This is a genomic window from Streptomyces sp. NBC_00358 (assembly GCF_036099295.1).
In the GTDB taxonomy this organism is placed as follows: Bacteria; Actinomycetota; Actinomycetes; order Streptomycetales; family Streptomycetaceae; genus Streptomyces.
This window is the reverse complement of the sequence record NZ_CP107976.1, coordinates 6,579,491-6,604,630: the sequence shown is the minus strand read 5'-3', so window position 1 is coordinate 6,604,630 and position 25,140 is coordinate 6,579,491. Positions and strand designations below refer to the sequence as shown.

Annotated in this window: 21 protein-coding genes; 10 read left to right on the top strand and 11 right to left on the bottom strand. The window is 71.3% G+C overall.

Annotation, left to right across the window (positions count from 1 at the left end; all coding sequences use genetic code 11):
* Positions 1-51: 51 nt before the first annotated feature.
* Entirely contained in the window at positions 52-3,048 is a 2,997-nt protein-coding gene (locus tag OHT01_RS28110; protein ID WP_328555894.1) for a bifunctional [glutamine synthetase] adenylyltransferase/[glutamine synthetase]-adenylyl-L-tyrosine phosphorylase, read from the bottom strand.
* A 303-nt stretch (positions 3,049-3,351) separates the two neighbouring features.
* On the opposite strand from OHT01_RS28110, the gene OHT01_RS28105 reads away from it, so the two are divergent.
* Genes OHT01_RS28105 through OHT01_RS28095 form a run of 3 tightly spaced genes read left to right on the top strand, consistent with a single transcriptional unit; the run spans position 3,352 to position 6,603 of the window.
* Positions 3,352-4,242: an alkaline phosphatase family protein gene (locus OHT01_RS28105; RefSeq protein ID WP_328555893.1), complete on the top strand. Its 891-nt coding sequence runs from the start codon at positions 3,352-3,354 to the stop codon at positions 4,240-4,242.
* A 1-nt stretch (position 4,243) separates the two neighbouring features.
* The gene (locus OHT01_RS28100) at positions 4,244-5,587 is read left to right on the top strand and encodes an MFS transporter (RefSeq protein WP_328555892.1); all 1,344 of its coding nucleotides are present in this window, start codon (positions 4,244-4,246) and stop codon (positions 5,585-5,587) included.
* Positions 5,584-6,603, top strand: coding sequence for a TolB family protein (locus OHT01_RS28095; protein ID WP_328555891.1), 1,020 nt, complete (start codon positions 5,584-5,586; stop codon positions 6,601-6,603). The genes OHT01_RS28100 and OHT01_RS28095 overlap by 4 nt, the downstream gene beginning before the upstream one ends.
* Before the next feature lie 67 nt (positions 6,604-6,670).
* On the opposite strand, the gene OHT01_RS28090 is transcribed toward OHT01_RS28095, so the two are convergent.
* Positions 6,671-7,900, bottom strand: coding sequence for an LPXTG cell wall anchor domain-containing protein (locus tag OHT01_RS28090; RefSeq protein WP_328555890.1), 1,230 nt, complete (start codon positions 7,898-7,900; stop codon positions 6,671-6,673).
* 279 nt (positions 7,901-8,179) lie between these two features.
* On the opposite strand from OHT01_RS28090, the gene OHT01_RS28085 reads away from it, so the two are divergent.
* A complete protein-coding gene (locus tag OHT01_RS28085) occupies positions 8,180-8,620 on the top strand; it encodes a hypothetical protein (protein WP_328555889.1) in 441 nt (146 codons plus the stop codon).
* Positions 8,621-8,691: 71 nt separating this feature from the next.
* On the opposite strand, the gene OHT01_RS28080 is transcribed toward OHT01_RS28085, so the two are convergent.
* The 3 genes from OHT01_RS28080 to glnA all read right to left on the bottom strand — a co-directional run bounded on the left by OHT01_RS28080 (position 8,692) and on the right by glnA (position 11,369).
* Positions 8,692-9,033: a transcriptional regulator gene (locus OHT01_RS28080; RefSeq protein ID WP_328555888.1), complete on the bottom strand. Its 342-nt coding sequence runs from the start codon at positions 9,031-9,033 to the stop codon at positions 8,692-8,694.
* Complete coding sequence (locus OHT01_RS28075; RefSeq protein WP_328555887.1) at positions 9,030-9,755, bottom strand: hypothetical protein; 726 nt, start codon at positions 9,753-9,755, stop codon at positions 9,030-9,032. The genes OHT01_RS28080 and OHT01_RS28075 overlap by 4 nt, the downstream gene beginning before the upstream one ends.
* Positions 9,756-10,007: 252 nt before the next feature.
* A complete protein-coding gene (gene glnA, locus OHT01_RS28070) occupies positions 10,008-11,369 on the bottom strand; it encodes a type I glutamate--ammonia ligase (protein ID WP_328555886.1) in 1,362 nt (453 codons plus the stop codon).
* A gap of 327 nt (positions 11,370-11,696) precedes the next feature.
* On the opposite strand from glnA, the gene OHT01_RS28065 reads away from it, so the two are divergent.
* Both OHT01_RS28065 and OHT01_RS28060 read left to right on the top strand, forming a co-directional pair.
* The gene (locus OHT01_RS28065; protein ID WP_328555885.1) at positions 11,697-12,902 is read left to right on the top strand and encodes a globin domain-containing protein; all 1,206 of its coding nucleotides are present in this window, start codon (positions 11,697-11,699) and stop codon (positions 12,900-12,902) included.
* A gap of 168 nt (positions 12,903-13,070) precedes the next feature.
* Positions 13,071-13,835, top strand: coding sequence for a DUF4232 domain-containing protein (locus OHT01_RS28060; protein WP_328555884.1), 765 nt, complete (start codon positions 13,071-13,073; stop codon positions 13,833-13,835).
* 79 nt (positions 13,836-13,914) lie between these two features.
* Here the strand turns inward: OHT01_RS28060 and OHT01_RS28055 are convergent, their stop codons facing one another.
* Positions 13,915-14,349, bottom strand: coding sequence for an RrF2 family transcriptional regulator (locus OHT01_RS28055; RefSeq protein WP_328555883.1), 435 nt, complete (start codon positions 14,347-14,349; stop codon positions 13,915-13,917).
* A gap of 208 nt (positions 14,350-14,557) precedes the next feature.
* Here OHT01_RS28055 and OHT01_RS28050 point away from each other — a divergent pair, with 208 nt between their 5' ends.
* Positions 14,558-15,229, top strand: a complete 672-nt coding sequence (locus tag OHT01_RS28050; protein WP_328555882.1) for a DUF3105 domain-containing protein — start codon at positions 14,558-14,560, stop codon at positions 15,227-15,229.
* Positions 15,226-15,861, top strand: a complete 636-nt coding sequence (locus tag OHT01_RS28045) for a DUF305 domain-containing protein (RefSeq protein WP_328555881.1) — start codon at positions 15,226-15,228, stop codon at positions 15,859-15,861. Before OHT01_RS28050 ends, OHT01_RS28045 begins: the two co-directional genes overlap by 4 nt.
* 138 nt (positions 15,862-15,999) lie before the next feature.
* Here OHT01_RS28045 and OHT01_RS28040 read toward each other — a convergent pair whose 3' ends face one another.
* Together OHT01_RS28040 and OHT01_RS28035 are read right to left on the bottom strand one after the other, a co-directional pair.
* Positions 16,000-16,638, bottom strand: a complete 639-nt coding sequence (locus tag OHT01_RS28040) for a hypothetical protein (protein WP_328555880.1) — start codon at positions 16,636-16,638, stop codon at positions 16,000-16,002.
* A complete protein-coding gene (locus OHT01_RS28035) occupies positions 16,635-17,135 on the bottom strand; it encodes a SigE family RNA polymerase sigma factor (protein WP_328555879.1) in 501 nt (166 codons plus the stop codon). The genes OHT01_RS28040 and OHT01_RS28035 overlap by 4 nt, the downstream gene beginning before the upstream one ends.
* A gap of 304 nt (positions 17,136-17,439) precedes the next feature.
* On the opposite strand from OHT01_RS28035, the gene OHT01_RS28030 reads away from it, so the two are divergent.
* Positions 17,440-19,380 carry a S53 family peptidase gene (locus OHT01_RS28030; protein ID WP_328555878.1) on the top strand — a complete coding sequence of 647 codons (1,941 nt, stop codon included), beginning with the start codon at positions 17,440-17,442 and terminating at the stop codon, positions 19,378-19,380.
* A 175-nt stretch (positions 19,381-19,555) separates the two neighbouring features.
* Entirely contained in the window at positions 19,556-21,601 is a 2,046-nt protein-coding gene (locus tag OHT01_RS28025; protein ID WP_443043553.1) for an NAD(+) synthase, read from the top strand.
* A gap of 223 nt (positions 21,602-21,824) precedes the next feature.
* On the opposite strand, the gene OHT01_RS28020 is transcribed toward OHT01_RS28025, so the two are convergent.
* From OHT01_RS28020 to OHT01_RS28010, 3 genes are all read right to left on the bottom strand, one after another.
* Positions 21,825-23,048: an MFS transporter gene (locus OHT01_RS28020; RefSeq protein WP_328555876.1), complete on the bottom strand. Its 1,224-nt coding sequence runs from the start codon at positions 23,046-23,048 to the stop codon at positions 21,825-21,827.
* A gap of 204 nt (positions 23,049-23,252) precedes the next feature.
* Positions 23,253-24,290 (bottom strand): endonuclease/exonuclease/phosphatase family protein, encoded by a 1,038-nt coding sequence (locus tag OHT01_RS28015; RefSeq protein ID WP_328555875.1) that lies wholly within the window; start codon positions 24,288-24,290, stop codon positions 23,253-23,255.
* A gap of 200 nt (positions 24,291-24,490) precedes the next feature.
* A complete protein-coding gene (locus OHT01_RS28010) occupies positions 24,491-25,111 on the bottom strand; it encodes a TetR/AcrR family transcriptional regulator (RefSeq protein WP_443043552.1) in 621 nt (206 codons plus the stop codon).
* Positions 25,112-25,140: the final 29 nt, after the last annotated feature.

Sequence of the window (25,140 nt, the reverse complement as noted above, 5' to 3'; positions counted from 1 at the left end):
ACGCGGTCCCCGTCATGCCGTCGCCCTCACAGGGGTCCGCTCACGATCCGCTCACGCGCCGTAGAACAGTTCGTCCACCACGGCCCGCGCCCGCCGGGTGGTGCGCCGGTAGTCGTCGAGCATGTCCCCGACGTGCCCCGGGTCGTATCCCAGGTAGCGGCCCACGGCGGCGAGCTCACGCCCGTCCGAGGGGAAGGTGTCCCCGGCCCTGCCCCGCACCAGCATCACGGCGTTGCGCACCCGGGTGGCCAGCACCCACGCCTCGTCCAGCGTCGCCGCTTCGTCCGTGGTCAGCAGCTCCGCCGCGCGCGCGGCCGCCAGCGCCTCCCGGGTCCGGGTCGTCCGCAGTCCAGGCTCCGCCCAGCCGTGCCGGAGCTGGATGAGCTGGACCGTCCACTCCACGTCCGAGAGACCGCCGCGCCCGAGCTTGGCGTGCAGCGTGGGGTCGGCGCCGCGCGGCATCCGCTCCGACTCCATCCGGGCCTTCAGCCGCCGGATCTCCCGTACGGCGTCCTCGCCCAGCCCCTCCGCCGGATACCGCAGCGGATCGACGAGCTCCATGAACCGGCCGCCGAGGTCGGCGTCGCCCGCCACGACCTCCGCGCGCAGCAGGGCCTGCGACTCCCACACCAGCGACCAGCGCCGGTAGTACGCCTCGTACGACTTCAGCGTGCGCACCAGTGGCCCGGACTTGCCCTCGGGCCGCAGGTCCGCGTCGATCAGCAGCGGCGGATCGGCGCTGGGGAGCTGGAGCAGCCGCCGCATCTCGGACACCACGGCGTTCGCGGCCCGTGACGCCTCCTGCTCGTCGACGCCCTCGCGGGGCTCGTGCACGAAGAGCACGTCCGCGTCGGAGCCGTAGCCGAGCTCGTGGCCCCCGAAGCGGCCCATCCCGATCACCGTGAACCGGGTGGGCAGGGTGTCGCCCCAGCCGTCCCGCACCACGGCCCGCAGCGTTCCCGCGAGTGTCGCCGCCGTCAGATCCGAGACCGCTCCGCCGACGAGGTCGACCAGCGCCCCCTGATCGGCGACGGCCGGCGTCTCCTCGGTTCCGTAGGAGGCGACGATGTCCGTCGCGGCGGTACGGAAGAGCTCGCGGCGCCGCACGCCGCGGACGGCGGTCACGGCCTGCTCGCCGCCGTCCGCCCGGCGCACCGCGGCGAGGATCTCCTGCTCAAGCTGGGCACGGCCGCGCGGTTCGAGTCCGCCGCCCTCCCCGTCGCCCAGCAGGGCCACGGCCTCCGGCGCGCGCATCAGCAGGTCGGGGGCGAGCCGGCCCGCCGAGAGCACCCGCGCGAGGTTCTCGGCGGCGGCGCCCTCGTCCCTCAACAGCCGCAGATACCAAGGGGTCTTGCCGAGCGCGTCCGAGACCTTCCGGAAGTTGAGCAGGCCGGCGTCGGGATCGGCGGAGTCCGCGAACCACCCCAGCAGCACGGGCAGCAGGGTCCGTTGGATGGCGGCCTTGCGGCTGACCCCGGACGCCAGTGCCTCCAGGTGGCGCCGTGCGGCCGCCGGATCGGCGTACCCGAGTGCGACGAGCCGCTCCCGGGCCGCGTCGGGGCTCAACCGGGTCTCGCCCGGCGCCAGTTGGGCGACGGCGTCGAGCAGCGGCCGGTAGAACAGCTTCTCGTGCAGCCGCCGCACCATGGACGCGTGCCGCTTCCACTCCCGGTTCAGCTCCTTGACCGGGTCGACGCGCAGCCCCATCGACCGGCCGATCCGCCGCAGATCGGCCTCGCCCTCCGGTACCAGATGGGTGCGCCGCAGCCGGAAGAGCTGGATGCGGTGCTCCATCGACCGCAGGAAGCGGTAGGCGTCGTCGAGCTGCACGGCGTCGGCGCGCCCCACGTATCCACCCGCGGCCAGTGCTTTCAGGGCGTCCAGGGTGGTGCCGCTGCGCAGGGAGTTGTCGGCCCGGCCGTGCACCAACTGCAGGAGCTGTACCGCGAATTCGACGTCCCGGAGCCCTCCGGGACCGAGCTTCAGCTCCCGTTCGATCTCGGCGGCCGGAATGTTCTCGACGACCCGGCGCCGCATCTTCTGCACATCGGCGACGAAGTTCTCCCGCTCGGCGGCGTGCCACACGAGCGGGGCCAGGGTGGCGACGTACTCCTCGCCCAGCTCCAGGTCCCCGGCCACCGGGCGGGCCTTGAGCAGCGCCTGGAACTCCCAGGTCTTGGCCCACCGCTGGTAGTAGGCGAGATGACTGCTGAGCGTGCGCACGAGGGGACCGTTGCGGCCCTCGGGGCGCAGATTGGCGTCGACCGGCCAGATGCTGCCCTCGACGGTCGTCTCGGAACAGATCCGCATCAGGTGCGAGGCGAGCCGGGCGGCCGCCTGTACGGCCTTGCCCTCGTCTGCCCCTTCGACGGCCTCCCCGACGAAGATCACGTCGACGTCGGACACGTAGTTCAGCTCGTGTCCCCCGCATTTGCCCATCGCGACGACGGCGAGCCGGCACAGGGCGGCGTCGTCGGGCGCGGCGGCCCCGGCGATGGCGAGGGCGGCGCGCAGGGTCGCGGTGGCGAGGTCGGCGAGTTCGGCGGCGGTCTGGGCGAGGTCGGTGGTGCCGCAGACGTCGCGCGCGGCGATGGAGAGCAGGCAGCGGCGGTAGGCGACGCGCAGCGAGACGGGGTCCGTGGCGCCCGCGAGCCCCCGTTCGAACTCCCGGACCCCGGGGTGCAGGTCCCGCGCCTCGTAGGTGACGAGGGCCTGCCAGTCGTGCGGGTGGCGGGCGAGGTGGTCGCCGAGCGCGGCGGATGCGCCGAGCACGCCGAGCAGCCGGTCCCGCAGCGGCTTGGCCGCGATCAGCGTGTCGAGGAGCTCCCGCTGGGCGGTGTGCCCGTCCTGGGCCTCGACGAGCCGGACGAGCCCGAGCAGCGCGAGGTCCGGGTCGGCGGTGGCGCCCAGTGCGTCGAGGAGGACCGGGTCCGACCGTATGGGGGCCAGTTCGGGCCCCTCCAGGAGTCGCTCGGCCGCCGAGGGATCGGTGAAGCCGTGCCGCAGCAGCCGTGTGAACGTACTGCTCCTGCGCCCCGGCGCCGTCATTCCGGCCTCCTGTCGATCGACGTCGTAGGCCCGGTCCCCTCCAGCACACCTGGTCCCGTCCCGTACATCTGGTCCCGTCCCGTACATCCGGTCCGATCAAGGTCGTACGTGCCCGAGCGTAACCCCGGTCCGCAAGGTGGCGCCCCGTGCCGACGGCCGTGCGGGGCGGTAGAAAGGACGTGGAGGCTTGAGTTCACCGGGTCTTCATCCGGCCGGTTGAGGGATGTGAGTCCGGGGAATGTTGGCGTGTGCATGCTCTGTCTGCACCGCCACCGTCGCCTCTCCCCCCACCGGAGGTCTGAAGTGTCCGGCAGAAACGTGTACATCCGCGGCCGTGCCCTCGTGGCGTCGGCCATCGCCTTCACCGCCGCCGCGGTCGGGCTGTGGACCGGATTCGCCGGTTCGGCCCCCGCGCACGCCGCGGCCGCCGTCCCGACCCCGGACCACGTCGTCGTCGTGGTCTTCGAGAACCACGCGTACAGCCAGGTGATCGGCTCCTCCAGCGCCCCGTACATCAACTCGCTCAAGACCGGCGGGGCCAACCTCTCCCAGTCGTACGCCGAGACGCACCCGAGCCAGCCCAACTACTTCGCCCTGTTCTCCGGTGCCACCCAGGGCATCACGGACGACAGCTGCTACACGCCCGGGTTCTCCTCGGCGCCCAACCTCGCCTCCGAGCTGATCGCCGCTGGCCGGACCTGGGGCAGCTACAACGAGACGCTGCCCAGCCAGGGTTCGACCACGTGCAGCAGCGGGAACTACGCCCGCAAGCACAACCCCTGGTTCGGCTTCAGCAACGTACCGACGTCCAGCGCGAAGACGTTCGCCCAGTTCCCGACGGACTACACGACGCTCCCGCAGGTCTCCTTCGTCACCCCGAACCTGTGCAGCGACATGCACGACTGCTCGGTGTCCACCGGTGACACCTGGCTGAACACCAACCTGAGCGCGTACGCCACCTGGGCCAAGACCCACAACAGCCTGCTCGTCGTCACCTTCGACGAGGACAACCGGCTCGCCGGCAACAAGATCCCGACCGTGCTGTACGGCCAGCAGGTGACCCCGGGGTCGTCGTCCGCCACCACCTACAACCACTACGACCTGCTGCGCACGCTGGAGGACATGCAGGGCCTCACGTCGCACGCGGGCAACGCGGCCTCCGGCAAGGACATCACGGGCATCTGGACGTCCTGACATGTACCTAGCGGACAGCCGCGCCGGTGCACCGGAGGCCGCGGCGGCGTCCGCGGAGAGCGCCGCCCCGCCACGAGCGGGGCGGCGCCTCGCCGCGGTCGCGCCCACGGTGCTGGCCCTCGGCACGGTCAGCCTGATCACCGACGTCTCCTCGGAGATGGTGACGGCCGTGCTGCCCCTGTACCTGGTGGCGGGCCTCGGCCTGTCCCCTCTCGGCTTCGGGCTCCTCGACGGTGTCTACAACGGCTTCTCGGCGCTGGTCCGCCTGGTCGGGGGACATCTCGCCGACCGGGGCGGCGGCCGCCACAAGTGGGTGGCGGGAGCGGGCTACGCCCTCTCGGCCGCCTGCAAACCGCTGCTCCTGGTGGCGCGGACGCTGACCCCGATCGGCCTGGTCCTCGCCGCCGACCGCACCGGCAAGGGGCTGCGCACCGCCCCGCGCGACGCCCTGATCTCCCTGTCGAGCACCCCGGAGACCCGCGGCCGCGCCTTCGGCGTCCATCGCGCCATGGACACGGCGGGCGCCCTGCTGGGCCCGCTGGCCGCCTTCCTGATCCTGCGGGCGACCGTGGACGGCTACGACGCGGTGTTCATGGTGAGCTTCTGCGTGGCCGTGGTGGGCGTACTGGTCCTGGTGCTGTTCGTACCGGGAGGCCCGGCCGCGCGGGCCCCGCGTACGACGACCGACGGCACCACCACGCCCGCGGCTCCCACCGCCTCCACAACTCCCGCGGCTCCGCGCCCCACGCTGCGCGTCGCCCTCGCCCTCCTGCGCCGGCCGGAGCTGCGCGGCATCGCGCTCTGCGCGCTGCTGCTCGGCCTCGCCACGGTCAGCGACTCGTTCATGTTCCTGCTGCTCCAGCACAGGCTCGGGGTGCCGGACCGCTGGTTCGCGCTGCTGCCCGTCGGCACGGCCGGCGCGTTCCTGCTGCTGGCCGTCCCGCTCGGCCGGCTCGCGGACCGGGCCGGCCGGTGGCGGGTGTTCCTGGCCGGCCACGGCGCCCTGCTCCTCGCGTACGCCCTGATGCTCACGTCCTGGCACGGTACGGCGCTGCCGTTCGCGGTGCTGTTCCTGCACGGCGGCTTCTACGCGGCGACGGACGGCGTGCTCATGGCCGCGGCCTCGGACAGCGTGCCGGCGGAACTGCGGTCGTCCGGGCTCGCGCTGGTCCAGACGGGTCAGGCGCTGGCCCGGTTCGTCTGCTCGCTCGGTTTCGGCGCGGCCTGGACCGCCTGGGGCGACCGGACGGCGCTCACGGGGTCGGCCGTGGCGCTCGCCCTGTGCGCCCTGTTCGCGCTGAGCCTGCGCCCGGCCCGCCGTACTCCCCCGGAAGGCACGGTATGACGCTGCGAACCCGCATCCTGGTCCTGGTCTGCGCCCTGGTCGTCCTGGCGGGCGTCGCGACGGCCTCCGTGCTGCACGCCTCGGCCCGCGCGGAGCGCCGGAACCAGGCCCGGCCGGGGGGCCCGCGGATCACCGCGGGACCCGTCTCCCTGACCGACTCCCGGCGGCTGGTGTTCCGCAACATGGCCTGGGGCCCGCACCGCGACGAGCTGACGTCCGTGGCGGCCTCCGACCCGTCGGGCCCGCGCACCGCGGCCAGGGTCAAGTGCCTGCGCTTCTACGCCGCTTCGGGCACGGGAGTGTGTCTCCAGGCGGTGCACGGAGCGATGCGGGACACCTACCGGGCGGTGATCCTCGACGCCGGTCTGCGGGTGAGGGCCCGCTACGAGGTGCCCGGCATCCCGTCCCGCGCGCGCGTCTCGCCCAGCGGACGGTACGCGGCCTGGACGGCGTTCGTGGGCGGCGACTCGTACGCGGGCACGAACTTCTCGACGCGGGCGGCGATCGTCGACACCCGCACCGGGAGGCTGACGCCGTCCCTGGAGGAGTACCGCGTGGTGAAGGACGGCAGGACCTACCACGCGGCCGACGTCAACTTCTGGGGCGTGACGTTCGCGGCCGACGACCGCACGTTCTACGCCACCATGGCCACGCACGGCACGACCCACCTGGTCCGCGGCGACCTGACCGCCCGCACCGTCACCACCCTGCGCGCGAACGTCGAATGCCCGTCCCTGTCCCCCGACGGCACCCGTATCGCGTTCAAGAAGCGCGTCAAGGGCCTTCCCAAGGACGCCCCGTGGCATCTGTACGTCCTCGATCTGCGCACCGGGCGCGAGACCCCGCTCGCCGAGCCCCGCAGCGTCGACGACCAGGTGGTCTGGCGCGACGACCGCACCCTCGTCTACGCCCTCCCCGGCGACTACGGAGCCGATCTCTGGACGCTCCCGGCCGACGGCACGGGAGCGCCGCGGCGCGTCAGCACCGCGGCGGTCTCTCCCGCGTACGTGCGCTGACGGACGCCGCCGGACCGTGGTCCCGGGGGCACGCCCGAGGCCCGGGGCCGGCGGGATCCGTGCGCCGTCAGGACTCCGCGGCGGTACGGCGACGGCGGACGGCCAGGACCAGGCCTCCGCCGAGGACGGCCGCGGCGGCCGCGGCGCCGGCGAGCGTCGGGGTGCCGTCGGAGCCGGTGCTCGCCAGGGTGCCGCCGACGGAACCGGTGGTGGAGCCGCCGGTCGTGGAGCCGGCCGACGTGGAGCCGGTGCCGCCCGTGCTGCCGGAGCCGCCGGTGGACTGCCCCTCGGGGTCGTTGCCGTCACCGCCGCCGGAGGAGCCAGGGGAGGTGGCGGATGCCGACGGCTGGGGGTCCTCCTCGTTGTCGGTGGGGATGGCGACGTGGATCTTGGCCGTGTCGTTGGCGGGGTTCTTGTCGAAGTCCGGGTGGATGTCGTAGACGGAGGTCGCCTTCACCTCGCCGTCGGTGGTCTTCGTGCCCTTCGCGACGTCCAGCGTGAAGGCGTACGTGAGGGTCTGGCCTACCTCGATGGTGTGGTCGTCGGGCGTGCAGACGTACACGGCCCTGCCCGGCGTCCCTCCGGGCGCGTTCGGGCCGTCGATCCCGAACGGCTGGCAGTCGTGGGGAACCTTGATGGCGGTCGTGCCCTTCGGTATCCGCACCATGAGCGCCGGCTGGTCGTCGCTCGTCTGGTTCCGGATCCAGCCGGGGCCGTCGTTGCGGAGTCCCACGAAGATGGACTGCTGCCCGCCCGCGAGGGCCTCGGTGTCCTCACCGACGGCGACGAGGTCGGCCGAGCTGTCGGCGGTCAGGGTCAGCCGTCGGAAACTGTCGCCGAACTCGTCCCCCGGAGCCTCACCGGTGGGCGAGGTGCCGTACTCGACCTCCTCCATCAGCGCCTTGGGCAGCGCCTTGAACCGCACGTGCGTCTCGACGGAGGCACCGGGCTCGATGACGGTGTCGAGCTTGCAAAGTGCCTGCCCGACCTGGTCCTTGACGGTCGAGTAGGTGCAGCCCGGCACGGCCTCGGGGAAGTCGAGCCCCCGGCTCAGCCGGACCCCGAAGGTGAAACCGTCCGCGGCCGCGGTGCCGTTGTTGGTGACGACGACGGACTTGTCGTACACCTCGCCGGGCTCGGGCGACGCGGTCGGCAGGGTCGAGACCACCAGTGAGGGCTCGCCCTGGTCGGCGTAGGCCGAGGAGGCGCCGACCACGGGGACGGCCGCGACGGTCGCGACGGCGGCCACGAGGGCCGCCGACCGGCGGAGGTGCGAGGGGCGGATGCGCTGGCGCACGGATGGGTCTCCTCGTCGGGACAGGAAGCACGGCGACCGGAGGTCTGCCGTCCGGTCAACTTGTGGACACCTGCGGAGCGTCGAGGGTTGTACGGCCGTCCGAGAAGAGCGTCACGCTCCGCGCCCCGCCGGTCCGCGGAGCACGCGCCCGGAAGGCCGCGGAGAACCGGGCGGAGGGCGCGGGTCCGCCGCCCTCCCGATCTCGGTGCACCCAGGGGTGACGAGCAAGGTCATTTGCCCTATGCTGCGGCTTGCACATCCGGGGGGCGGCCGGTCGTCATGACGACCGGCACCGTGACACGTGCGCATCACCCACGCCATCTCAACTCGTGCTTCGGCATGCCGTCAGGCGTCCGCGCCTGTGCGCGGCTGCCGTCCGAGGCTGCCCGCAAGGGACCGGATCGGCGCGTTTCCCCGGGTCCCACGGTCATCGGAAGGCAGAACGTCATGGCAGAACGTCAGTACCTCGGACAGGGCTCCACCACCTCGGCGGAGAAGTTCTGGTACATCCTCGGTTGCATCTACTTCGGTGCCGCCTACTTCCAGAAGGTCCCGGTCAAGAAGGCGCTGAGCGAGTACGGGCTGGTCGAGATGACCGGAGCCGAGAAGTTCTGGTACGTCGTCCAGTGCATATTCTTCGGCGCCGGCTACATCGCGAAGGTCACCATCAAGAAGGCGCTGTCCGAGGTCCGGGACCCCAACGCGACCCCCGCCGTCTGACGGCACCGAACGACACGCAGCCCGCGGGCCCGGACCGCTGACGAGCGGTCCGGGCCCGCGGCCTGTCGAGATCAGGTGGGGAGGTCGCCGCTCCGATCAGAGCTGTGCTCGCTGTGCTCGACTTGGTGGATGAGCCGCTTGAGCTGGTTGATCTCGTTACGGAGGGCCTTCTCGCCGGCGGCGGTGAGGTGGACCCAGGTGCGGCCGCGTTTCCCCTCGTAACCCTTCTCGATCTCTACGAGTCCGGCCTTCTCGAGTACGGCCAGATGCTGGCTGAGATTGCCGGCGGTCAGGTCGAGGGTGCTCCGCAGAAAGCCGAATTCCACGCGTCGAGCCTCGTGAGCGATCGCCAGGATGCCCAGCCTGACCCTCTGGTGAACGACGTCGTCGAGTCCGTTGGCGGGATGGTTCACCTTGTCCTCCGCCCGGAAAGGGCGAATCCGGCGGCGCCGACCAGCAGCACACCGCTGTTGATGACGAGATGCGGCAGGTTGATCCACACCGACGGAGCCGTGACGAACTGGCCGAGGTCACGCGGCAGCAGTACGACCGTCAGGTAGCCGAGCGCGAAGACCGTCAGCAACCAACTCCGCTCCACCCGGGCCAGTACCAGCAAGCCCAGTCCGATGGCGACGGCCGGAGTCGCCGCGCGGTACAGGAAGTTGACGCTCACGGCGCTCCCTGCGACGTGGATGCCGTTGAGGCTTCCTTCCTGGACCAGCGGGTGGTGCACCGCCCACAGCGAAGCGCCGGAGAGGAACAGGCCGAGGACGGTCCCCGCGCATACGTAGGACCGGACCCGGGTTCCGATGCCGCGCCGCCGCGACCGGCTCACGTAGAAGCCGCAGATCGCCGCGTACACCAGCAGGAGAGCGACCGGCCAGTAGATGAAGGACCAGGTGGCGTAGCTGGTGCAGAACGTGATGCCCGAGTCCCCTGCCCGCACCTCCGGCCTGCACGCCATGGGGTGGGGGCCGTAGCGGTAGAAGGGGATGGCCGCGAGGTGCGCGAGACCGAGCAGGAGAAGCGGGAACCAGGTGCCGCGGTGGGCTTGGCGTACCCGGCGGGTGAGCTCACGGGCGGTGGCCAGAAGCTCTTGAGGTGTGCTCGCTGAAGACGCCGACATATCTGCCATGCAGTTATCTTTGCAATACAAACCAGTTGGCACAAGAGGGTAGTTGGGTGGCGGCCTGGTTCCGGAGGTCCACCTGCCGTGGCTGCGCGCGAAGGACAGCGCGGAGGGCAGCGGGACAGCGTGGGCGAGGGCGGCGGTTGCTGGGCGGGCGGCCCACGGACGAGCCAGGGGCGGCGAGGACGGCCGCGGGGCCCCCGGTCATCGACCGGGGGCCCCGCGTTCCGCGTCACGAAAAGCGCCGCTGACCTGCGCTTACAGCACCGGCAGGTTCTTCCGCAGCTCGAAGGCGGTGACCTCGGAGCGGTACTCCTCCCACTCCGCCTTCTTGTTGCGCAGGAAGAAGTCGAAGACGTGCTCGCCGAGGGTCTCGGCGACGAGTTCGCTGCGCTGCATGAGGGTCAGCGCCTCGCCGAGGTTCTGCGGGAGAGGCTCGATGCCCATGGCACGGCGCTCGGCGTCGGAGAGGGCCCAGACGTCGTCGTCGGCGCCCGGCGGGAGCTCGTACCCCTCCTCGATGCCCTTCAGGCCCGCGGCCAGGAGCAGCGCGTACGCCAGGTACGGGTTCGCGCCGGAGTCGATCGAGCGGACCTCGACCCGCGCCGAACCGGTCTTGCCGGGCTTGTACATGGGCACGCGGACGAGGGCGGAGCGGTTGTTGTGGCCCCAGCAGATGTACGAGGGGGCCTCGCCGCCGGCGCCCGCGGTGCGCTCGGAGCCGCCCCAGATGCGCTTGTAGGAGTTGACCCACTGGTTGGTGACGGCGGAGATCTCCGCCGCGTGCTTCAGGAGGCCGGCGATGAAGGAGCGGCCGACCTTGGAGAGCTGGTACTCCGAGCCGGACTCGTAGAACGCGTTGCGGTCGCCCTCGAAGAGCGAGAGGTGCGTGTGCATACCGCTGCCCGGGTACTCCGAGAACGGCTTCGGCATGAAGGTGGCCTGGACACCCTGCTCCAGCGCGACCTGCTTCATGATCAGCCGGAAGGTCATGATGTTGTCCGCCGTGGAGAGCGCGTCGGCGTAGCGCAGGTCGATCTCCTGCTGGCCGGGGGCGCCCTCGTGGTGGCTGAACTCGACCGAGATGCCCATCGACTCCAGCATCGTGATGGCCTGGCGCCGGAAGTCCTGGCCGACGTTCTGCGGGGTGTGGTCGAAGTAGCCGGAGTTGTCGGCGGGGGTGGGGCGCGAGCCGTCCAGCGGGCGGTCCTTCAGCAGGAAGAACTCGATCTCGGGGTGGGTGTAGAAGGTGAAACCCAGGTCCGAGGTCTTGTTGAGGGCGCGCTTGAGGACATAGCGCGGGTCCGCGAAGGACGGCGACCCGTCCGGCATCAGGATGTCGCAGAACATCCGGGCCGTACCGGGGGCCTCGGCGCGCCAGGGCAGCACCTGGAAGGTGGACGGGTCCGGCTTGGCGATCATGTCGGACTCGTACACGCGGGCGAAGCCCTCGATGGCCGAGCCGTCGAAGCCGATGCCCTCGTCGAAGGCCTGTTCCAGCTCCGCCGGGGCCACGGCCACCGACTTGAGGAAGCCGAGTACGTCCGTGAACCACAGACGTACGAACCGGATGTCACGCTCCTCCAGTGTCCGGAGCACGAACTCCTGCTGCTTGTCCATCTTCCGCTTCCACCCATCCTTGCTGGTCAGGCCGCCTGCTCCCACGCCTCGAAGACGATCGGCGCACCTGAGCATCCCACCACAACACCATTTCATGCGCGTTGCGGACCATGATCGGCCGGGCGACCTCGGTCTGAACGCCTCGCGTACGGCAGGTGTCCTGCTCTGACGCCCATACTGCCTGCTCACACGCGCACCCGTAAGTGCCGACCGGCACTCTCTCTCCTCACGGGCTTTAATTTGCATCTCAGATGCAAGTTTTACTAGTGTGCGGGGCACCGAGGGGCGCGCAACCCGCCGTTCCCGCCCCGGCTTTGAGGAGTCCTGATGCTGTCCGAACAATCCGCCTCCACCGTCCGCGCGACCCTCCCCGTGGTCGGCGCCGCCATCGGCGAGATCACCGAGCGCTTCTACGCCGGACTGTTCACCGCCCACCCCGAACTGCTCCGCGACCTGTTCAACCGCGGCAACCAGGCCGCGGGCACCCAGCGTCAGGCCCTCGCGGGATCCATCGCCGCCTTCGCGACCTACCTGGTCGACCACCCCGACGAGCGGCCCGACGCGATGCTGAGCCGCATCGCCCACAAGCACGCCTCCCTGGGTGTCGCGCCCGAGCAGTACAAGGTCGTGCACGAGCACCTCTTCGCCGCCATCGTCGAGGTGCTCGGCGACGCGGTCACCGCGGAGGTCGCCGCCGCCTGGGACGAGGTCTACTGGCTCATGGCGAACGCCCTGATCGCCATCGAGAAGCGCCTCTACGAAGAGAACGCGGACGACGGGGCCCTGCACCCCTGGGTGGTCACCGGGCGCGTCGAGGAGACCGCCGACGTCGCCACCTTCCTGATCCGCCCGGCCGACGGCGGAGCCCTGCCGGACTTCCGGGCCGGCCAGTACGTCTCCGTCGGTGTCGAACTCCCGGACGGCGCCCGCCAGATACGCCAGTACAGCCTCTCCGGCGCGCCCGGCTCCCCGGTGCGCCGGATCAGCGTCAAGCGGGTGCGCGCGGACGAGAACGCCGGTGTCGCGAGCCCCGAGGGCGAGGTCTCCAGCCATCTGCACGCGCACGTCCGCGAGGGCAGCGTCCTGGAGGTCTCCGCGCCGTACGGCGACCTGGTCCTCGACGACACGGACGCCCCGCTCCTCCTCGCGTCCGCGGGCATCGGCGTCACCCCGGTGATCTCCATGCTGGAGCAGCTTGCGATCACCGGCCACAAGGCCCCCGTCACGGTGGTGCACGCCGACCGCTCCCCCGCCGAGCACGCGCTGCGCGCCGAGCACGAGGCGTTCGCGGGCGAACTCGCCGACGCGGAGACCCACTTCTGGTACGAGCGGGCCGAGCCGGGCCACCCGGCCGAGCGGACCGGTCTGGTCGACCTCTCCGGAGTCACCGTACGGCCGGGCACGCACGCCTACCTGTGCGGTCCGCTGCCCTTCATGCGCGCGGTACGGACCCAGCTCCTCGAAAAGGGCGTGCCCGCCTCCGACATCCACTACGAGGTCTTCGGGCCGGACCTCTGGCTGGCCCGGTCCTGACGGACACCCCGGCCGTGTGCGTACGGTCACGACGCGGACGTCAGCGACACGGCAGCGCGACGTCAGCGCGACGTGAGCGGCGGACCCGAGACTGATGCATGTCAGCAGTTCAGGGACGGCGCGCCAGACGACCCGGCGTTCGCCGCGCACACCTTCGGGGGATCCTTCGTGAACACCATCCGTAACCGCACCACGCTCCTCGCCGCCACCGGCACGGCTCTGCTCGCCCTGGCCCTCACCGCCTGCGGGCCGGGCGGATCCGGCACGAAGTCGTCCGGCCCGCAGAGCGGCGGCACCCAGCAGGCCGCCTCTGCGACGGCTTCCGCGCGGAACGCCGCCGCCGCGAAGGGCACCGGCAGCACGGGCGGTTCGGCCGGTTCCAAGAACTCGGCCGGCTCGGGCACGAAGTCGGGCTCGGGCTCGGGGACCACCGCGGGCAGCGGTGGCGGCGGCAACGCGAACAGCGACAGCTACGCCTACAAGCACCCCTGCTCGGGCTCGCAGGTCTCGGTGAACGTCACCACCGGGGCCGGCGCGGCCGGCCGGCGCGTGATCGCCGTCCGCAACAACGGTGCGAACTCCTGCGGGCTGAGCCACCTCCCGCAGGTCTACCTCGACGGCGCGAAGACCAGCGGCAAGATCGTCAAGCCGCTGGTCCCGAGCGGGCTCGGCGGGGCCCCCGCCGTCCCGGTGTACGCCGGGCGGACCGCCTACGCCGTCATCGACCTCGACCCCAGCGGGGCGACGACCGGCACCGTCGCCGGTGTCGACGAGCTGAACGTCCTGGCCGACGGCGACCACATGCCCGACGCCGAGACCCACGACTTCCCGCTCGGCCCGGGCGCGCTCGTGCTCAAGCCGAAGCTGGGCCTGTACCGGAGCACGATCGCGGACGCCGTCGCCTCGATGAAGACCGCGGACACCCGGTCCTGACCGACACCCGGCCCTGACCGACACCTGGTCCTGGTCCTGGGCACCCGGTCCTGACCGGACGGGCCCGCCGGGACAGCCCTCAGTGCCTGCGGGTGATGCCGAGCAGGATCGGCCCGGTCGGATCGGCGACGACGTCGGCGACGGTCAGCGGGTCCAGTGAGGCGTAGAAGGCCTCCTGGGCCCGCCGCAGCGCACCCCGCAGCCGGCACCCGGAGACGAGCGGGCACGGCGTGGCCCCCTCGCACTCGACGACGTCGCCGTCCCCCTCGAAGGAACGCACGATCGCGCCGACGGACGCCGCGCGCCCCTTCTCGGTGAGCGCGAGACCGCCGCCCCTGCCGCGCCGGGCATCGAGCAGTCCGAGGTGCTGGAGTTCGGCGACGACCTTGGCCGCGTGCGTGTACGGGACCTTCATGTCGTCCGCGACCTCACGCGTGGTGGGCGTGGAGTCGCCGACGACCGCCAGTCGCATCAGGACGCGCAGGGCCAGGTCGGTGGATCTCAACAGCCGCATACCCGACAGGGTAGGTAATGCGCATCTCCGGTTCAAATTTTCTCTCCGTCGTCCTGCCCGGCGCCCTCCCCCGCCGACCGCCGTGACCGCGCGCCCCCTCCCCCGCCCACCCCCTTCTTCGGCCAATCCCGTGCCCTCCCTGCCGACGCCCCACCCTTCCCGATTACGATCGGCGGACCCGACCGTCCCATCCTCATAAGGACTCACCATGGGTTCCGCCAAGAACACCAGCACCGGAACGCGCAAGGCACGCATCGAGGAGCTGCGCCGTGCCGAGCGCTCCCGTGAGCGGCGCAACCGGATCCTCGTGATAGCCGCCAGTACGGTCGTCGTCGCCGGTCTCGTCGCCGGTGGTGTCGTGCTCGTCCGCTCACAGTCGGACGACTCCAAGAAGGACACGGCGAGCGACTCGAAGTCCGCGTCGGGGCACTTCGTCACGGGCACGGACGGGGTGAAGACCTGGAAGGGCACGCTGACGCGCAACCACGTCGCGAAGACCGTGACGTACCCGATGGAGCCGCCGGTCGGCGGTGACCACAACCAGGTCTGGATGAACTGCAACGGCGACGTCTACACCAAGCCGGTCAACAACATGAACGCCGTCCACTCCCTGGAGCACGGCGCGGTCTGGGTGACGTACAACAGCAAGGCGTCCGACGCCGATGTGAAGGCTCTCGCCGCGAAGGTCAAGAAGACCCCGTACACACTGATGAGCCCGGTCGAGGACCAGAAGGACCCGATCATGATGAGTGCCTGGGGCAAGCAGCGCACGGTGACCGGTGCGAGCGACAAGAACGTCGACGCGTTCTTCTCGGAGTTCGTGCAGGGCAAGCAGACGCCGGAGCCGGGCGCGGCGTGCACCAACGGCCTGTCCCAGTGAGGCACGCCGGGTGGATCGCGGGCGCCGCGGCGACCGTGCTCGTCGCGGCCGGGGCGATCACGTACGCGGTCGCCGACGGCGACGCCTCCAGCTCCGGCTCCGGGACGCGGACACCCGCCGCCGACTCCGCGGACGCGGGCTTCGCGCGGGACATGGCGGTCCACCACCAGCAGGCCGTCGAGATGTCGTACATCGTGCGGGACCGCACCAAGGACGTGGAGGTACGGCGTCTCGCGTACGACATCGCGCAGACGCAGGCCAATCAGCGCGGCATGCTGCTCGGCTGGCTCGACCTGTGGGAGCTGCCGAAGGTGTCCGCGGACGCGCCGATGACCTGGATGGGCATGGGTGACATGGCCTCCGGCAAGGACGGCTCGCTGATGCCGGGCATGGCCACGAACACCGAGATGAAGCGGCTCGGCACGCTCGACGGGAAACAGGCCGAGATCTTCTACCTCCAGTTGATGACCGACCACCACAAGGGCGGTATCCACATGGCCGAGGGCTGCGTCGCCAAGTGCACGGTCGGCGTGGAGAAACGGCTCGCGCAGGGCATGGTCGACGCCCAGCAGTCGGAGATCAAGCTGATGGCCGACATGCTGAAGGAGCGGGGCGCCAAGGCACGCGACTAGCGCGACGGACGCGACCGGCGCGACCGGGAACCTGTCCGGTCCGCGTGCTGGAACGCGGGGTGCGGCACGCGCACCTGCCGGGACGCGGAACGGGTCCGGGGCGATGCCCCGCACCCGTCCACCCCCTCCGCCGTATGGTCAGCCGCGCCAGTCCGTACCGCACTTCAGGGTGACGCCGGTCGGGACGAGGCGTTCCACCGAGCCGGGCCGGCCGTGGGTGACGGCGAGCTGGGCCTGGTCCAGGTAGCCGATGAAGAGCTCGGTGTGAGCGGGCATGGCCGCCGGGTCGTAGACGAAGACGACGGTGCCGTCGCCGCGCCGCTCCCGCTTCACGACCTTGTCGACCCCCGTTCCCGAGCCGTGCCTGTCGACCTGGGTGTGGTCGTCGGGGCCCTTGCAGAACACCCCGGTCTTCACGAGGACCGGGAATCCCGCCCGGCGCAGCGCCTTCTGGAGTCCGGCCGGGTTCTTGAAGTACTGCTCCTTGGTCCAGGTCACCGCGACCTTGCCGTCCGGCCGCTTGGCGACGGTGAAGGCGACGGCCTCGGTGTTCCCGCCCGTGGGCGGGGCGGTGGACGGGTGGCCGTAGACCGGCGCGCCGAGCGCGAGTCCCGCGGCCGCGGTGACCCCCACGGCCGCGACGGCCACCCGGCGGCGCCGCCGCCGTACCGCGCGGCCCTCGGCCACGATCCGCTCGACGGGCACCGCCATGGCGATGTCGTCGAGGGAGCCCCTGAGGGCGTCCAGGACGTCCCTGTCGTCGTCGGTTCCGTTCATGGTCCTGCCTCCGGTGTGTCGAGGGTGACGAGGTGGCCGCGGAGTGTCCCGACGGCCCGTGCCAGATGGGCGGTGACGGTTCCGGGAGCGATCCCGAGGGTCTTCGCCGTGGTCGCCGTGTCGAGGTCGAGGAAGACCCGCAGGGCGACGACCTCCCGTTGTCTGCGCGGCAGTTCGCGCAGCAGGGCCAGTAGCGCGGGGTCGAGCCCGGCGCCGCCGGACCCGGTCGCCGCGCCGTCCCGGCCGTCGTGGTCGCCGAGCGCGACCTCGTGCCGACGCCTGCGCCACCACGAGATACGGGTGTTGAGCGCCGTCCGGACGATCCACGCGCGGGGTGCGGGATGGTCGCGGACCCGGGGCCATCCCGCCCAGGCCCTGGCGAACGCCTCGGCCACGAGGTCCTCGGCCAGCTGACGGTCGCCCACCGCGGCGAGGACCGCCCGCAGGCAGACGTCCCGACCGCTCCGGTAGAACTCTTCGAACTCCAGCTGCTTCACACCCCCGACACGCTCCAGGGACTCGATCCGCTTACGGAAACCGGGCGCCTCTTTACAGAGCCCGAGGGGAGACAGAGGGAAAACCCTCGAATGTGGGCGAGGGTCTACTCCAAACCATCCCAAATGATCGCCAATCGCGGCCACTTGGTCTTTCCTTGGCTTTTTCATTCCCCTGGCATGAACAGTTCACCGAAAGAGTGACCCCCATCTGTGATCCATTCCTCACGCTCCGACAGGGCGTGCGGCTTTCACGTGGATCACCGACCAACCACTACATGCGACGAACCGCATCGCAGGGGGTTCTATGAGATCCAACCGCGCCACCGCGCGTGCCGGAGTGAGTCTGGCGGCGACACTGCCACTGCTCGCCGGTGCGCTGGCGCTCGGCATACCCGCGGCCCACGCCACGGACGGCCCGAGCCGGGACACCCTCGTGGGCACCAGGCCCGCGTGGGCGACCGCGAAGGCGGACAAGGGAGCGGCGTCCGACAGCTCCCAGGTCTCGGCCAAGGTGTACTTCGCCGGCCGGGACGCCAAGGGACTGGCGGCATACGCCAGGTCCGTGTCCGACCCGCACTCGGCTTCGTACGGGAAATACCTCAGTGCCAAGAAGGCGCAGGCCCGTTTCGGCGCCAGCAAGGCCCAGGTCGCCGCGGTGACCTCCTGGCTGAAGTCGGCGGGCCTGAAGGTCACCGGAACGACGCAGCACTACGTCTCGGTGACGGGCGACGTGTCCGCCGCCGAGAAGGCGTTCGGCACTCAGCTGCACAACTACACCAAGGGCAAGAAGACTTACCGGGCGCCGTCGAAGACGGCTTCCGCGCCCGCCGCCCTGAACGGCGCCGTCCTGACCGTCACCGGCCTGGACAACGCACCGCACAAGGCGCAGCACGCGGATCAACTGCCGGGTCCGGACGCGGTGTTCAAGAACTCCGGGCCGTTCTCCTCGTACTACGGCTCGAACACCGCGACCACCCTTCCGAACGCCTACGGGAAGAAGATCCCGTACGCGATCCAGGGGTACACGGGCAAGCAGCTGCGTGCGGCGTACGGTGCGGGCAAGCGCACCGGCAAGAACGTGCGCGTCGCCATCACGGACGCGTTCGCCTCGCCGACCATCGCCTTCGACGCGGCCACCTACGCCGGCAAGCACGGCGATGCCGCGTACACCAGCGGTCAGCTCCGTCAGGTGCTGCCCGACACGTACACGAAGACCGAAGAGTGCGGGGCGTCCGGCTGGTACGGCGAGGAGACCCTCGACGTCGAGGCCGTGCACGCGGTCGCGCCGGGCGCGAGCATCACGTACGTGGGTGCCGCCTCCTGCTACGACGACGATCTGCTCGCCTCGCTCAACAAGATCGTCGACGGGCACCTGGCCGACATCGTCTCCAACTCCTGGGGCGACATCGAGGCCAACCAGACCCCCGACCTCGCGGCCGCCTACGACCAGACCTTCCAGTTCGGCGCGGTCGAGGGCATCGGCTTCTACTTCTCCTCCGGTGACAACGGCGACGAGGTCGCCAACACCGGCACGAAGCAGGTCGACACCCCGGCCAACTCGGCGTGGGTGACGGCGGTCGGCGGTACCTCGCTGGCGGTCGGCAAGGGCGACAAGTACCTGTGGGAGACCGGCTGGGGCACCGAGAAGGCCACGCTGTCCACGGACGGCAAGAGCTGGACCGGGTTCCCGGGCGCGTTCACCTCGGGTGCGGGCGGTGGCACCAGCAAGACCGTGGCGGAGCCCTTCTACCAGAAGGGTGTCGTCCCGAACGCGCTGGCCAAGGCCAACAACGCCGCGGGTAACCGGGTCGTCCCGGACATCTCGGCGATCGCGGACCCCAACACCGGTTTCAAGGTCGGCCAGACGCAGACCTTCCCGGACGGGTCGGAGCAGTACAGCGAGTACCGGATCGGCGGCACTTCGCTGGCCGCTCCGGTGATCGCGGCCGTCCAGGCGCTCGCCCAGGAGGCGCGCGGCGGCAAGGCGATCGGTTTCGCCAACCCGTCGATCTACTCCAAGTTCGGCTCGAAGGCGTACCACGACGTCACGGACAACCCCACGGGCTCCGGACTCGCCGTGGCGCGCGTCGACTTCGTGAACGGCTTCGATGCCTCGGGCGGTCAGGCCATCTCCGTCCGCAGCCTCGGCAAGGACAGCTCGCTGTCGGCCGTGAAGGGCTACGACGACGTCACCGGTGTGGGTTCCCCCGCCCCGGGCTACGTCGACTCGTTCAGCCGCCGCTGACCGGCGTTTGACGGACGACGCGCCCGCCTCCCCAGTGGAGGCGGGCGCGTCGTGCGTTCTCCGGGATCCGCACGACTTCCCTCGCACGTGACGTCCGCCGTGGAGGGTGGTCCGCCACACACACCTCGCCACCACATCGCGTCGCACTGACGATTACACTGGCCGGGTGCCTCCTCTGAACTTCCGGTCGCTCTATCAGCACGGCTTCGCACGCGTCGCCGCCTGCACGGGCCACACCGTCATCGCGGACCCGCACGCCAACGCCGAGGCGGTCCTGCGCCAGGCGCGCGGGTGTGCCGCGGAGGGTGTCGCCGTCGCCGTCTTCCCGGAGATGGGGTTGTGCGGCTACTCGATCGAGGACCTGCTGCTCCAGGACGCGTTGCTCGACCAGGTCGAGGAGGCGCTCGACACGGTGGTGACGGGGTCGGCGGGACTCCTGCCGGTCCTGGTGGTGGGCGCCCCGCTGCGCCACCGCAACCGGGTCTACAACTGCGCGGTGGTCGTGCACCGGGGCCGGGTCCTCGGTGTCGTGCCCAAGTCGTACCCGCCGAACTACCGGGAGTTCTACGAACGCCGACAGATCGCCGCGGGCGACGACGAGCGCGGCGGCACGATCCGGGTCGGCGGTGAGTCCGTGCCGTTCGGCGTGGACCTGCTGTTCGCCGCCGAGGACGTCCCGGGCCTGGTGCTGCACGCGGAGATCTGCGAGGACATGTGGGTGCCGGTGCCACCGAGCGCCGAGGCGGCCCTGGCGGGCGCCACCGTCCTCGCCAACCTCTCCGGCAGCCCGATCACCGTGGGCCGGGCCGAGGACCGCAAACTGATGTGCCGCTCGGCGTCCTCACGCTGTATCGCCGCGTACGTCTACGCGGCGGCCGGACTGGGCGAGTCGACGACCGACCTGTCCTGGGACGGTCAGACCATGATCTACGAGAACGGGGCGCTGCTGGCCGAGTCCGACCGCTTCCCGCTCGACGACCAGTTCGCCGTGGCGGACGTCGACCTCGACCTGCTGCGGCAGGAGCGGAGCCGGACGGGCAGCTTCGACGACAACCGGCGTACCCACACCGCCCGCACCACCGATTTCCGGACCCTGTCCTTCCGGCTCGACCCGCCGGCCGGCGACCTGGGCCTGCGGCGCCGTATCGAGCGTTTCCCGTTCGTGCCCGCGGATCCCGACCGGCTGGCCCAGGACTGCTACGAGGCGTACAACATCCAGGTCGCGGGGCTCCAGCAGCGGCTCGCGGCGATCGGTGGCCCGAAGGTGGTCATCGGGGTGTCCGGCGGCCTCGACTCCACGCACGCGCTGATCGTCGCGGCCCGCGCGATGGACCGGGCGGGCCGCCCGCGCGGCGACATCCTGGCCTTCACCCTGCCGGGTTTCGCCACCAGCGACCACACCAAGGGCAACGCGCACGAGCTGATGCGCTCCCTCGGCGTCACCGCGGCCGAACTGGACATCACGCCGACCGCCCGGCTGATGCTGAAGGAGATGGACCACCCCTTCGCCTCCGGCGAGCCGGTGTACGACGTGACGTTCGAGAACGTGCAGGCGGGTCTGCGCACCGACTACCTGTTCCGGCTCGCCAACCAGCGCGGCGGCATCGTGCTCGGGACCGGTGACCTGTCGGAGCTGGCGCTCGGCTGGTCCACGTACGGCGTGGGCGACCAGATGAGCCACTACAACGTCAACTCGGGTGTGCCGAAGACGCTGATCCAGCATCTGATCCGCTGGGTCATCGGCAGCGGCCAGTTCGGCGAGGACACCGACCGGACCCTCGCCGCGATCCTCGACACGGAGATCAGCCCGGAGCTCGTACCGGGCGAGGAGATGCAGTCCACCGAGTCGAAGATCGGCCCGTACGCACTGCACGACTTCACCCTGTTCCACGTGCTGCGCTACGGCTTCCGGCCGTCGAAGATCGCCTTCCTGGCCTGGCACGCGTGGCACGACCCGGACGTGGGCGCCTGGCCGCCGGGCTTCCCCGCGGCCGAACGGGTCGCGTACGACCTGCCGGAGATCCGGCGCTGGCTGGAGGTGTTCTGCCGCCGCTTCTTCGGGTTCGCGCAGTTCAAGCGCTCGGCCATGCCGAACGGACCGAAGGTCTCGGCCGGCGGTTCGCTCTCGCCGCGCGGCGACTGGCGTGCGCCGTCCGACAGTTCGGCCCGCACCTGGCTGCGGGACCTGGCCCGCTTCGACCCCCCGGAGACCGAGGCCTGACCTCCCGCGGGGGGACGGCCGGCATTCCCCGGAGAGGCCGGCTTCCCCGGCACGCCCGACCTTCCCCGGGAACTGCCGGCCTCACGGGTGCGGCCCGCGGCCGGTGCTACGTGCTACCGGCCGCGCGGGGCGGGCCGGTGCGGCGGCTCCTCGGGGGTGCCGCATCCGGCCGGGCGGCGCGCCGCCCGGGGACACCGCCGTCGGACACCGCCGTCAGGCGTCCTCACCGGTGCGCGTGTTCCACGGGCGCGGGCAGGTGGGTGGCGACGAGGCGGCCGGGTGCTCCCGCGACCGCCGCCGCGCGGCGTCGGTCGACCGAGTACGCCGCCGCGGCGACCCCCAGGCCGAGCATGGCGAGGGCGGCCCCGGCGACCGCCGGCGCCGTCGCCCCGAAGCCCGCCGCCAGGGCGAGCCCGCCGATCCAGGCGCCGCCCGCGTTGGCGAGGTTGAACGCTGCCTGGTTGGCGGAGGAGGCCAGGGAGGGCGCGGCGGCGGCCTTCTCCATGACCATCAGCTGGAGGGGCGAGCCCGTGACGAAGGCGGCGATGCCGAGCAGCACCACCCCCGCCGCCGCGCTCCACTCCGTCCGCATCAGCACCGGGAAGGCGGCCAGCACGACCACCAGCGAGGCCAGGCCGCCGACCAGTGTGCGGCGCATCGCGTGGTCCGCGAGTCGGCCGCCGAGCAGGTTGCCCACCGTCGCGCCGACCCCGAAGAGCGCCAGCAGCAGCGTGACGCTCCCCTCGGTGTATCCGGCGGCGTCCGTGAGCATCGGCGTGATGTAGCTGTACGCGGAGAACAGGGCGCCGAACCCGGCGACCGTCGTCCCGAGGGCGAGCCAGACGGGCAGCGGGCGCAGGGCGGCGAGTTCGCCGCGCAGACCGCCGGCCGGGGCCTGCGCGGGGGTCCGCGGGATCAGCAGGAACAGCGAGGCGATGGCGGCCACGCCGATCACGCTCACCCCGAGGAAGGTGGCCCGCCAGCCCAGGTGCTGCCCCACGAGGGTGGCGGCCGGGACACCGGCGATGTTCGCGACGGTCAGTCCGAGGAACATCAGCGACACCGAGCGGGCCTTGCGCTCGGGGGCGACCAGGCCGGTGGCGACGACGGCGCCGACGCCGAAGAAGGCGCCGTGCGGCAGACCGCTCAGGAAGCGGGCGGCGAGCAGCCAGTTCTGGTCGGGGGCGAGGGCGGAGAGCGCGTTGCCCGCGACGAAGAGGCCCATCAGGGCGATGAGGACCTTGCGGCGGGACATCCGGGCGGTGGCCGCGGCGAGCAGCGGGGCGCCGATGACGACGCCGAGCGCGTACGCGGAGACCAGGTGTCCGGCGGCCGGGACGGATATGTGCAGGTCGTCCGCGACGTCGGGCAGCAGGCCCATCATGGCGAACTCGGTGGTGCCGATGCCGAAGGCGCCCACGGCGAGGGCGAGCAGGGCCAGAGGCATGAGGGGCCTTTCGGGGAGCGGGGACGCGCGGGGCTCCGTACGGGCTCGGGCGGGCATGCGGGAACACGCGCGGGCACGGCCGCGCCCGCGCACGGCGATGTGCGCGGGTTCGCGGATCACGGGTCGGTCGAGTAATAAGTTTAGCTGCTGAACAAAGTCTGCCGGGCCCAGTATTCCAGGAGATGAACGCGCGATTCCACGCGGTTAAGAAGTGACCGCGTCCACCTTGACGCGGGCCGCGATCGGAAGGTGGTCGCTGCCCGTCCTCGGCAGGGTCCACGAGGTCACGGGCTCGACGCCCCTGACCATGATCTGGTCGATCCGGGCCATCGGGAACGACGACGGCCAGCTGAACCCGAACCCGTTGCCCGCCGCGCCCTGCGTGGAACGCATCTGCGCGGTGACCGCGTTCAGGGCGCGGTCGTTCATCGTGCCGTTGAGGTCACCGAGCAGGACGACCTGCTTGAGGGGTTCGTCGGCGATCGCCTCACCCAGCGCGTCCGCGCTCTTGTCGCGCTGCCGGGCGGTGAACCCGGCCTCCATCTTCACGCGCACCGAGGGCAGATGGGCCACGTACACCGCGACCCGGCCGGCCGGCGCCGACACGGTCGCCCGCATGGCACGCGTCCAGCCCAGCCTGATGTCCACGGGCCGGATGTCGCTGAGCGGGTACTTGCTCCAGAGCCCGACGGTTCCCTGCACCGAGTGGTACCTGTACGTCGACGCGAGCGCCCTCTCGTACACCGGCACCGCCGAGGCCGTCAGCTCCTCCAGGGCCAGCACGTCGGCACCGGAGGCGGCCACGTCACGGGCGGTGCCGGACGGGTCCGGGTTCTCGGCGTTCACGTTGTGGGTGGCGACGGTCAGATCGCCGCTGCCGCCGGTCTTGTCCGTGAGCAGTCCGCCGAAGAAGTTCAGCCAGACCGCGCCGGTCAGCAGCACCGCGATGAGGGCGGTGGCGGACTTCCGCACGAAGGCGAGAACCAGCAGGACGGGGATGAACACCCCGAGCCACGGCAGGAACGTCTCGGTGAGGCTGCCGAGGTTGCCGATCCGGTTCGGGATCCGCCCGTGCGTCAGCATCACCAGCGCGAGTACGAGCGCGACGGCGGCGAGGACCAGCCCGCGCCGCCAGATGCCGCGGTCGCCGCGCCAGCCGTCGAGCAGGCGCCGGAGCCGGGGCTCTCTGCGGTCCGGCCCCTGGCCGTCGCTGCCCGTCTCCGTCATATACGCCTGCGCCATACCGTCGCCTCACAACCTGCCGTGCGCACCGTCTGCCCCTCGACTACGACCCTAGGGGATGTCCGGTGTCGTTCTCGCCGTCCATGACGGCCGTACAGGCAAGGAGACGAACTACTTCGCGCCCGGAGTTCCGGATCCGGGCGGGAGGTGCGCCCTCTGTGACGAAACGCGCACATTCACCCCGTCAGGAACAGCTCCTGTCACGGCCGGTCGGGGCGCAGCCCCTCCAGCAACGTGTCGACGATCTGTTCGGCGAGACCCTCGGGAAGTTCGGTGTCCGGGCGCATGACGGACCGGACCAGCATCGGGCCGACGAACATGTCGTTGAGCAGCTCGATGTCGATGTCGTCGCGGAGTTCGCCGTTCTCCTGTCCGCGGCGCAGTACGTCGAAGCCCAGTTGGCGTCTGGGGGCTATGACCGTGGCGTCGTACGCGGCCCACAGCTTGGGACTGCTCTTCATCTGCGCGTACACGTTGTGCAGGATCGCCGAGGAGCGGCTGACCAGTCCGCGCCTGCGCAGCGATTCCAGCAGGGCGACGAGGTCGTCGCGCATGGAGACGCCGGGGAGTTCGGGGTCCGCGGGCTCGGCGCCGCGCAGCACGTCGACGAAGAGTTCTTCCTTGCCGCTCCAGCGGCGGTAGATCGTCGCCTTGCCGACCCCGGCGGTGCGCGCCAGCCGCTCGATGGAGATGTCGGCGAGCGGAACCCCGTCCTCCAGGAGCTTCATCACTCCCTCGACGATGGCGCGCTCCACCGCCTCGCTGCGAGGACGTCCCCGGCCCGGGCACCCCTGCCTGTCTCGGCTGTCCGCGAGCCTCACGTCGAACTCCGTTCCCATGGTTGACCTTG

Coding starts and splice junctions, on each gene's coding strand:
- OHT01_RS28110 (WP_328555894.1), bottom strand. CDS start 3,048: ATGACGGCGCCGGGGCGCAGGAGCAGTACGTTCACACGGCTGCTGCGG.
- OHT01_RS28050 (WP_328555882.1), top strand. CDS start 14,558: ATGGGTTCCGCCAAGAACACCAGCACCGGAACGCGCAAGGCACGCATC.
- OHT01_RS28075 (WP_328555887.1), bottom strand. CDS start 9,755: ATGGCAGATATGTCGGCGTCTTCAGCGAGCACACCTCAAGAGCTTCTG.
- OHT01_RS28065 (WP_328555885.1), top strand. CDS start 11,697: ATGCTGTCCGAACAATCCGCCTCCACCGTCCGCGCGACCCTCCCCGTG.
- OHT01_RS28100 (WP_328555892.1), top strand. CDS start 4,244: ATGTACCTAGCGGACAGCCGCGCCGGTGCACCGGAGGCCGCGGCGGCG.
- OHT01_RS28030 (WP_328555878.1), top strand. CDS start 17,440: ATGAGATCCAACCGCGCCACCGCGCGTGCCGGAGTGAGTCTGGCGGCG.
- OHT01_RS28095 (WP_328555891.1), top strand. CDS start 5,584: ATGACGCTGCGAACCCGCATCCTGGTCCTGGTCTGCGCCCTGGTCGTC.
- OHT01_RS28055 (WP_328555883.1), bottom strand. CDS start 14,349: ATGCGGCTGTTGAGATCCACCGACCTGGCCCTGCGCGTCCTGATGCGA.
- OHT01_RS28015 (WP_328555875.1), bottom strand. CDS start 24,290: ATGGCGCAGGCGTATATGACGGAGACGGGCAGCGACGGCCAGGGGCCG.
- glnA (WP_328555886.1), bottom strand. CDS start 11,369: ATGGACAAGCAGCAGGAGTTCGTGCTCCGGACACTGGAGGAGCGTGAC.
- OHT01_RS28085 (WP_328555889.1), top strand. CDS start 8,180: ATGACGACCGGCACCGTGACACGTGCGCATCACCCACGCCATCTCAAC.
- OHT01_RS28040 (WP_328555880.1), bottom strand. CDS start 16,638: ATGAACGGAACCGACGACGACAGGGACGTCCTGGACGCCCTCAGGGGC.
- OHT01_RS28020 (WP_328555876.1), bottom strand. CDS start 23,048: ATGCCTCTGGCCCTGCTCGCCCTCGCCGTGGGCGCCTTCGGCATCGGC.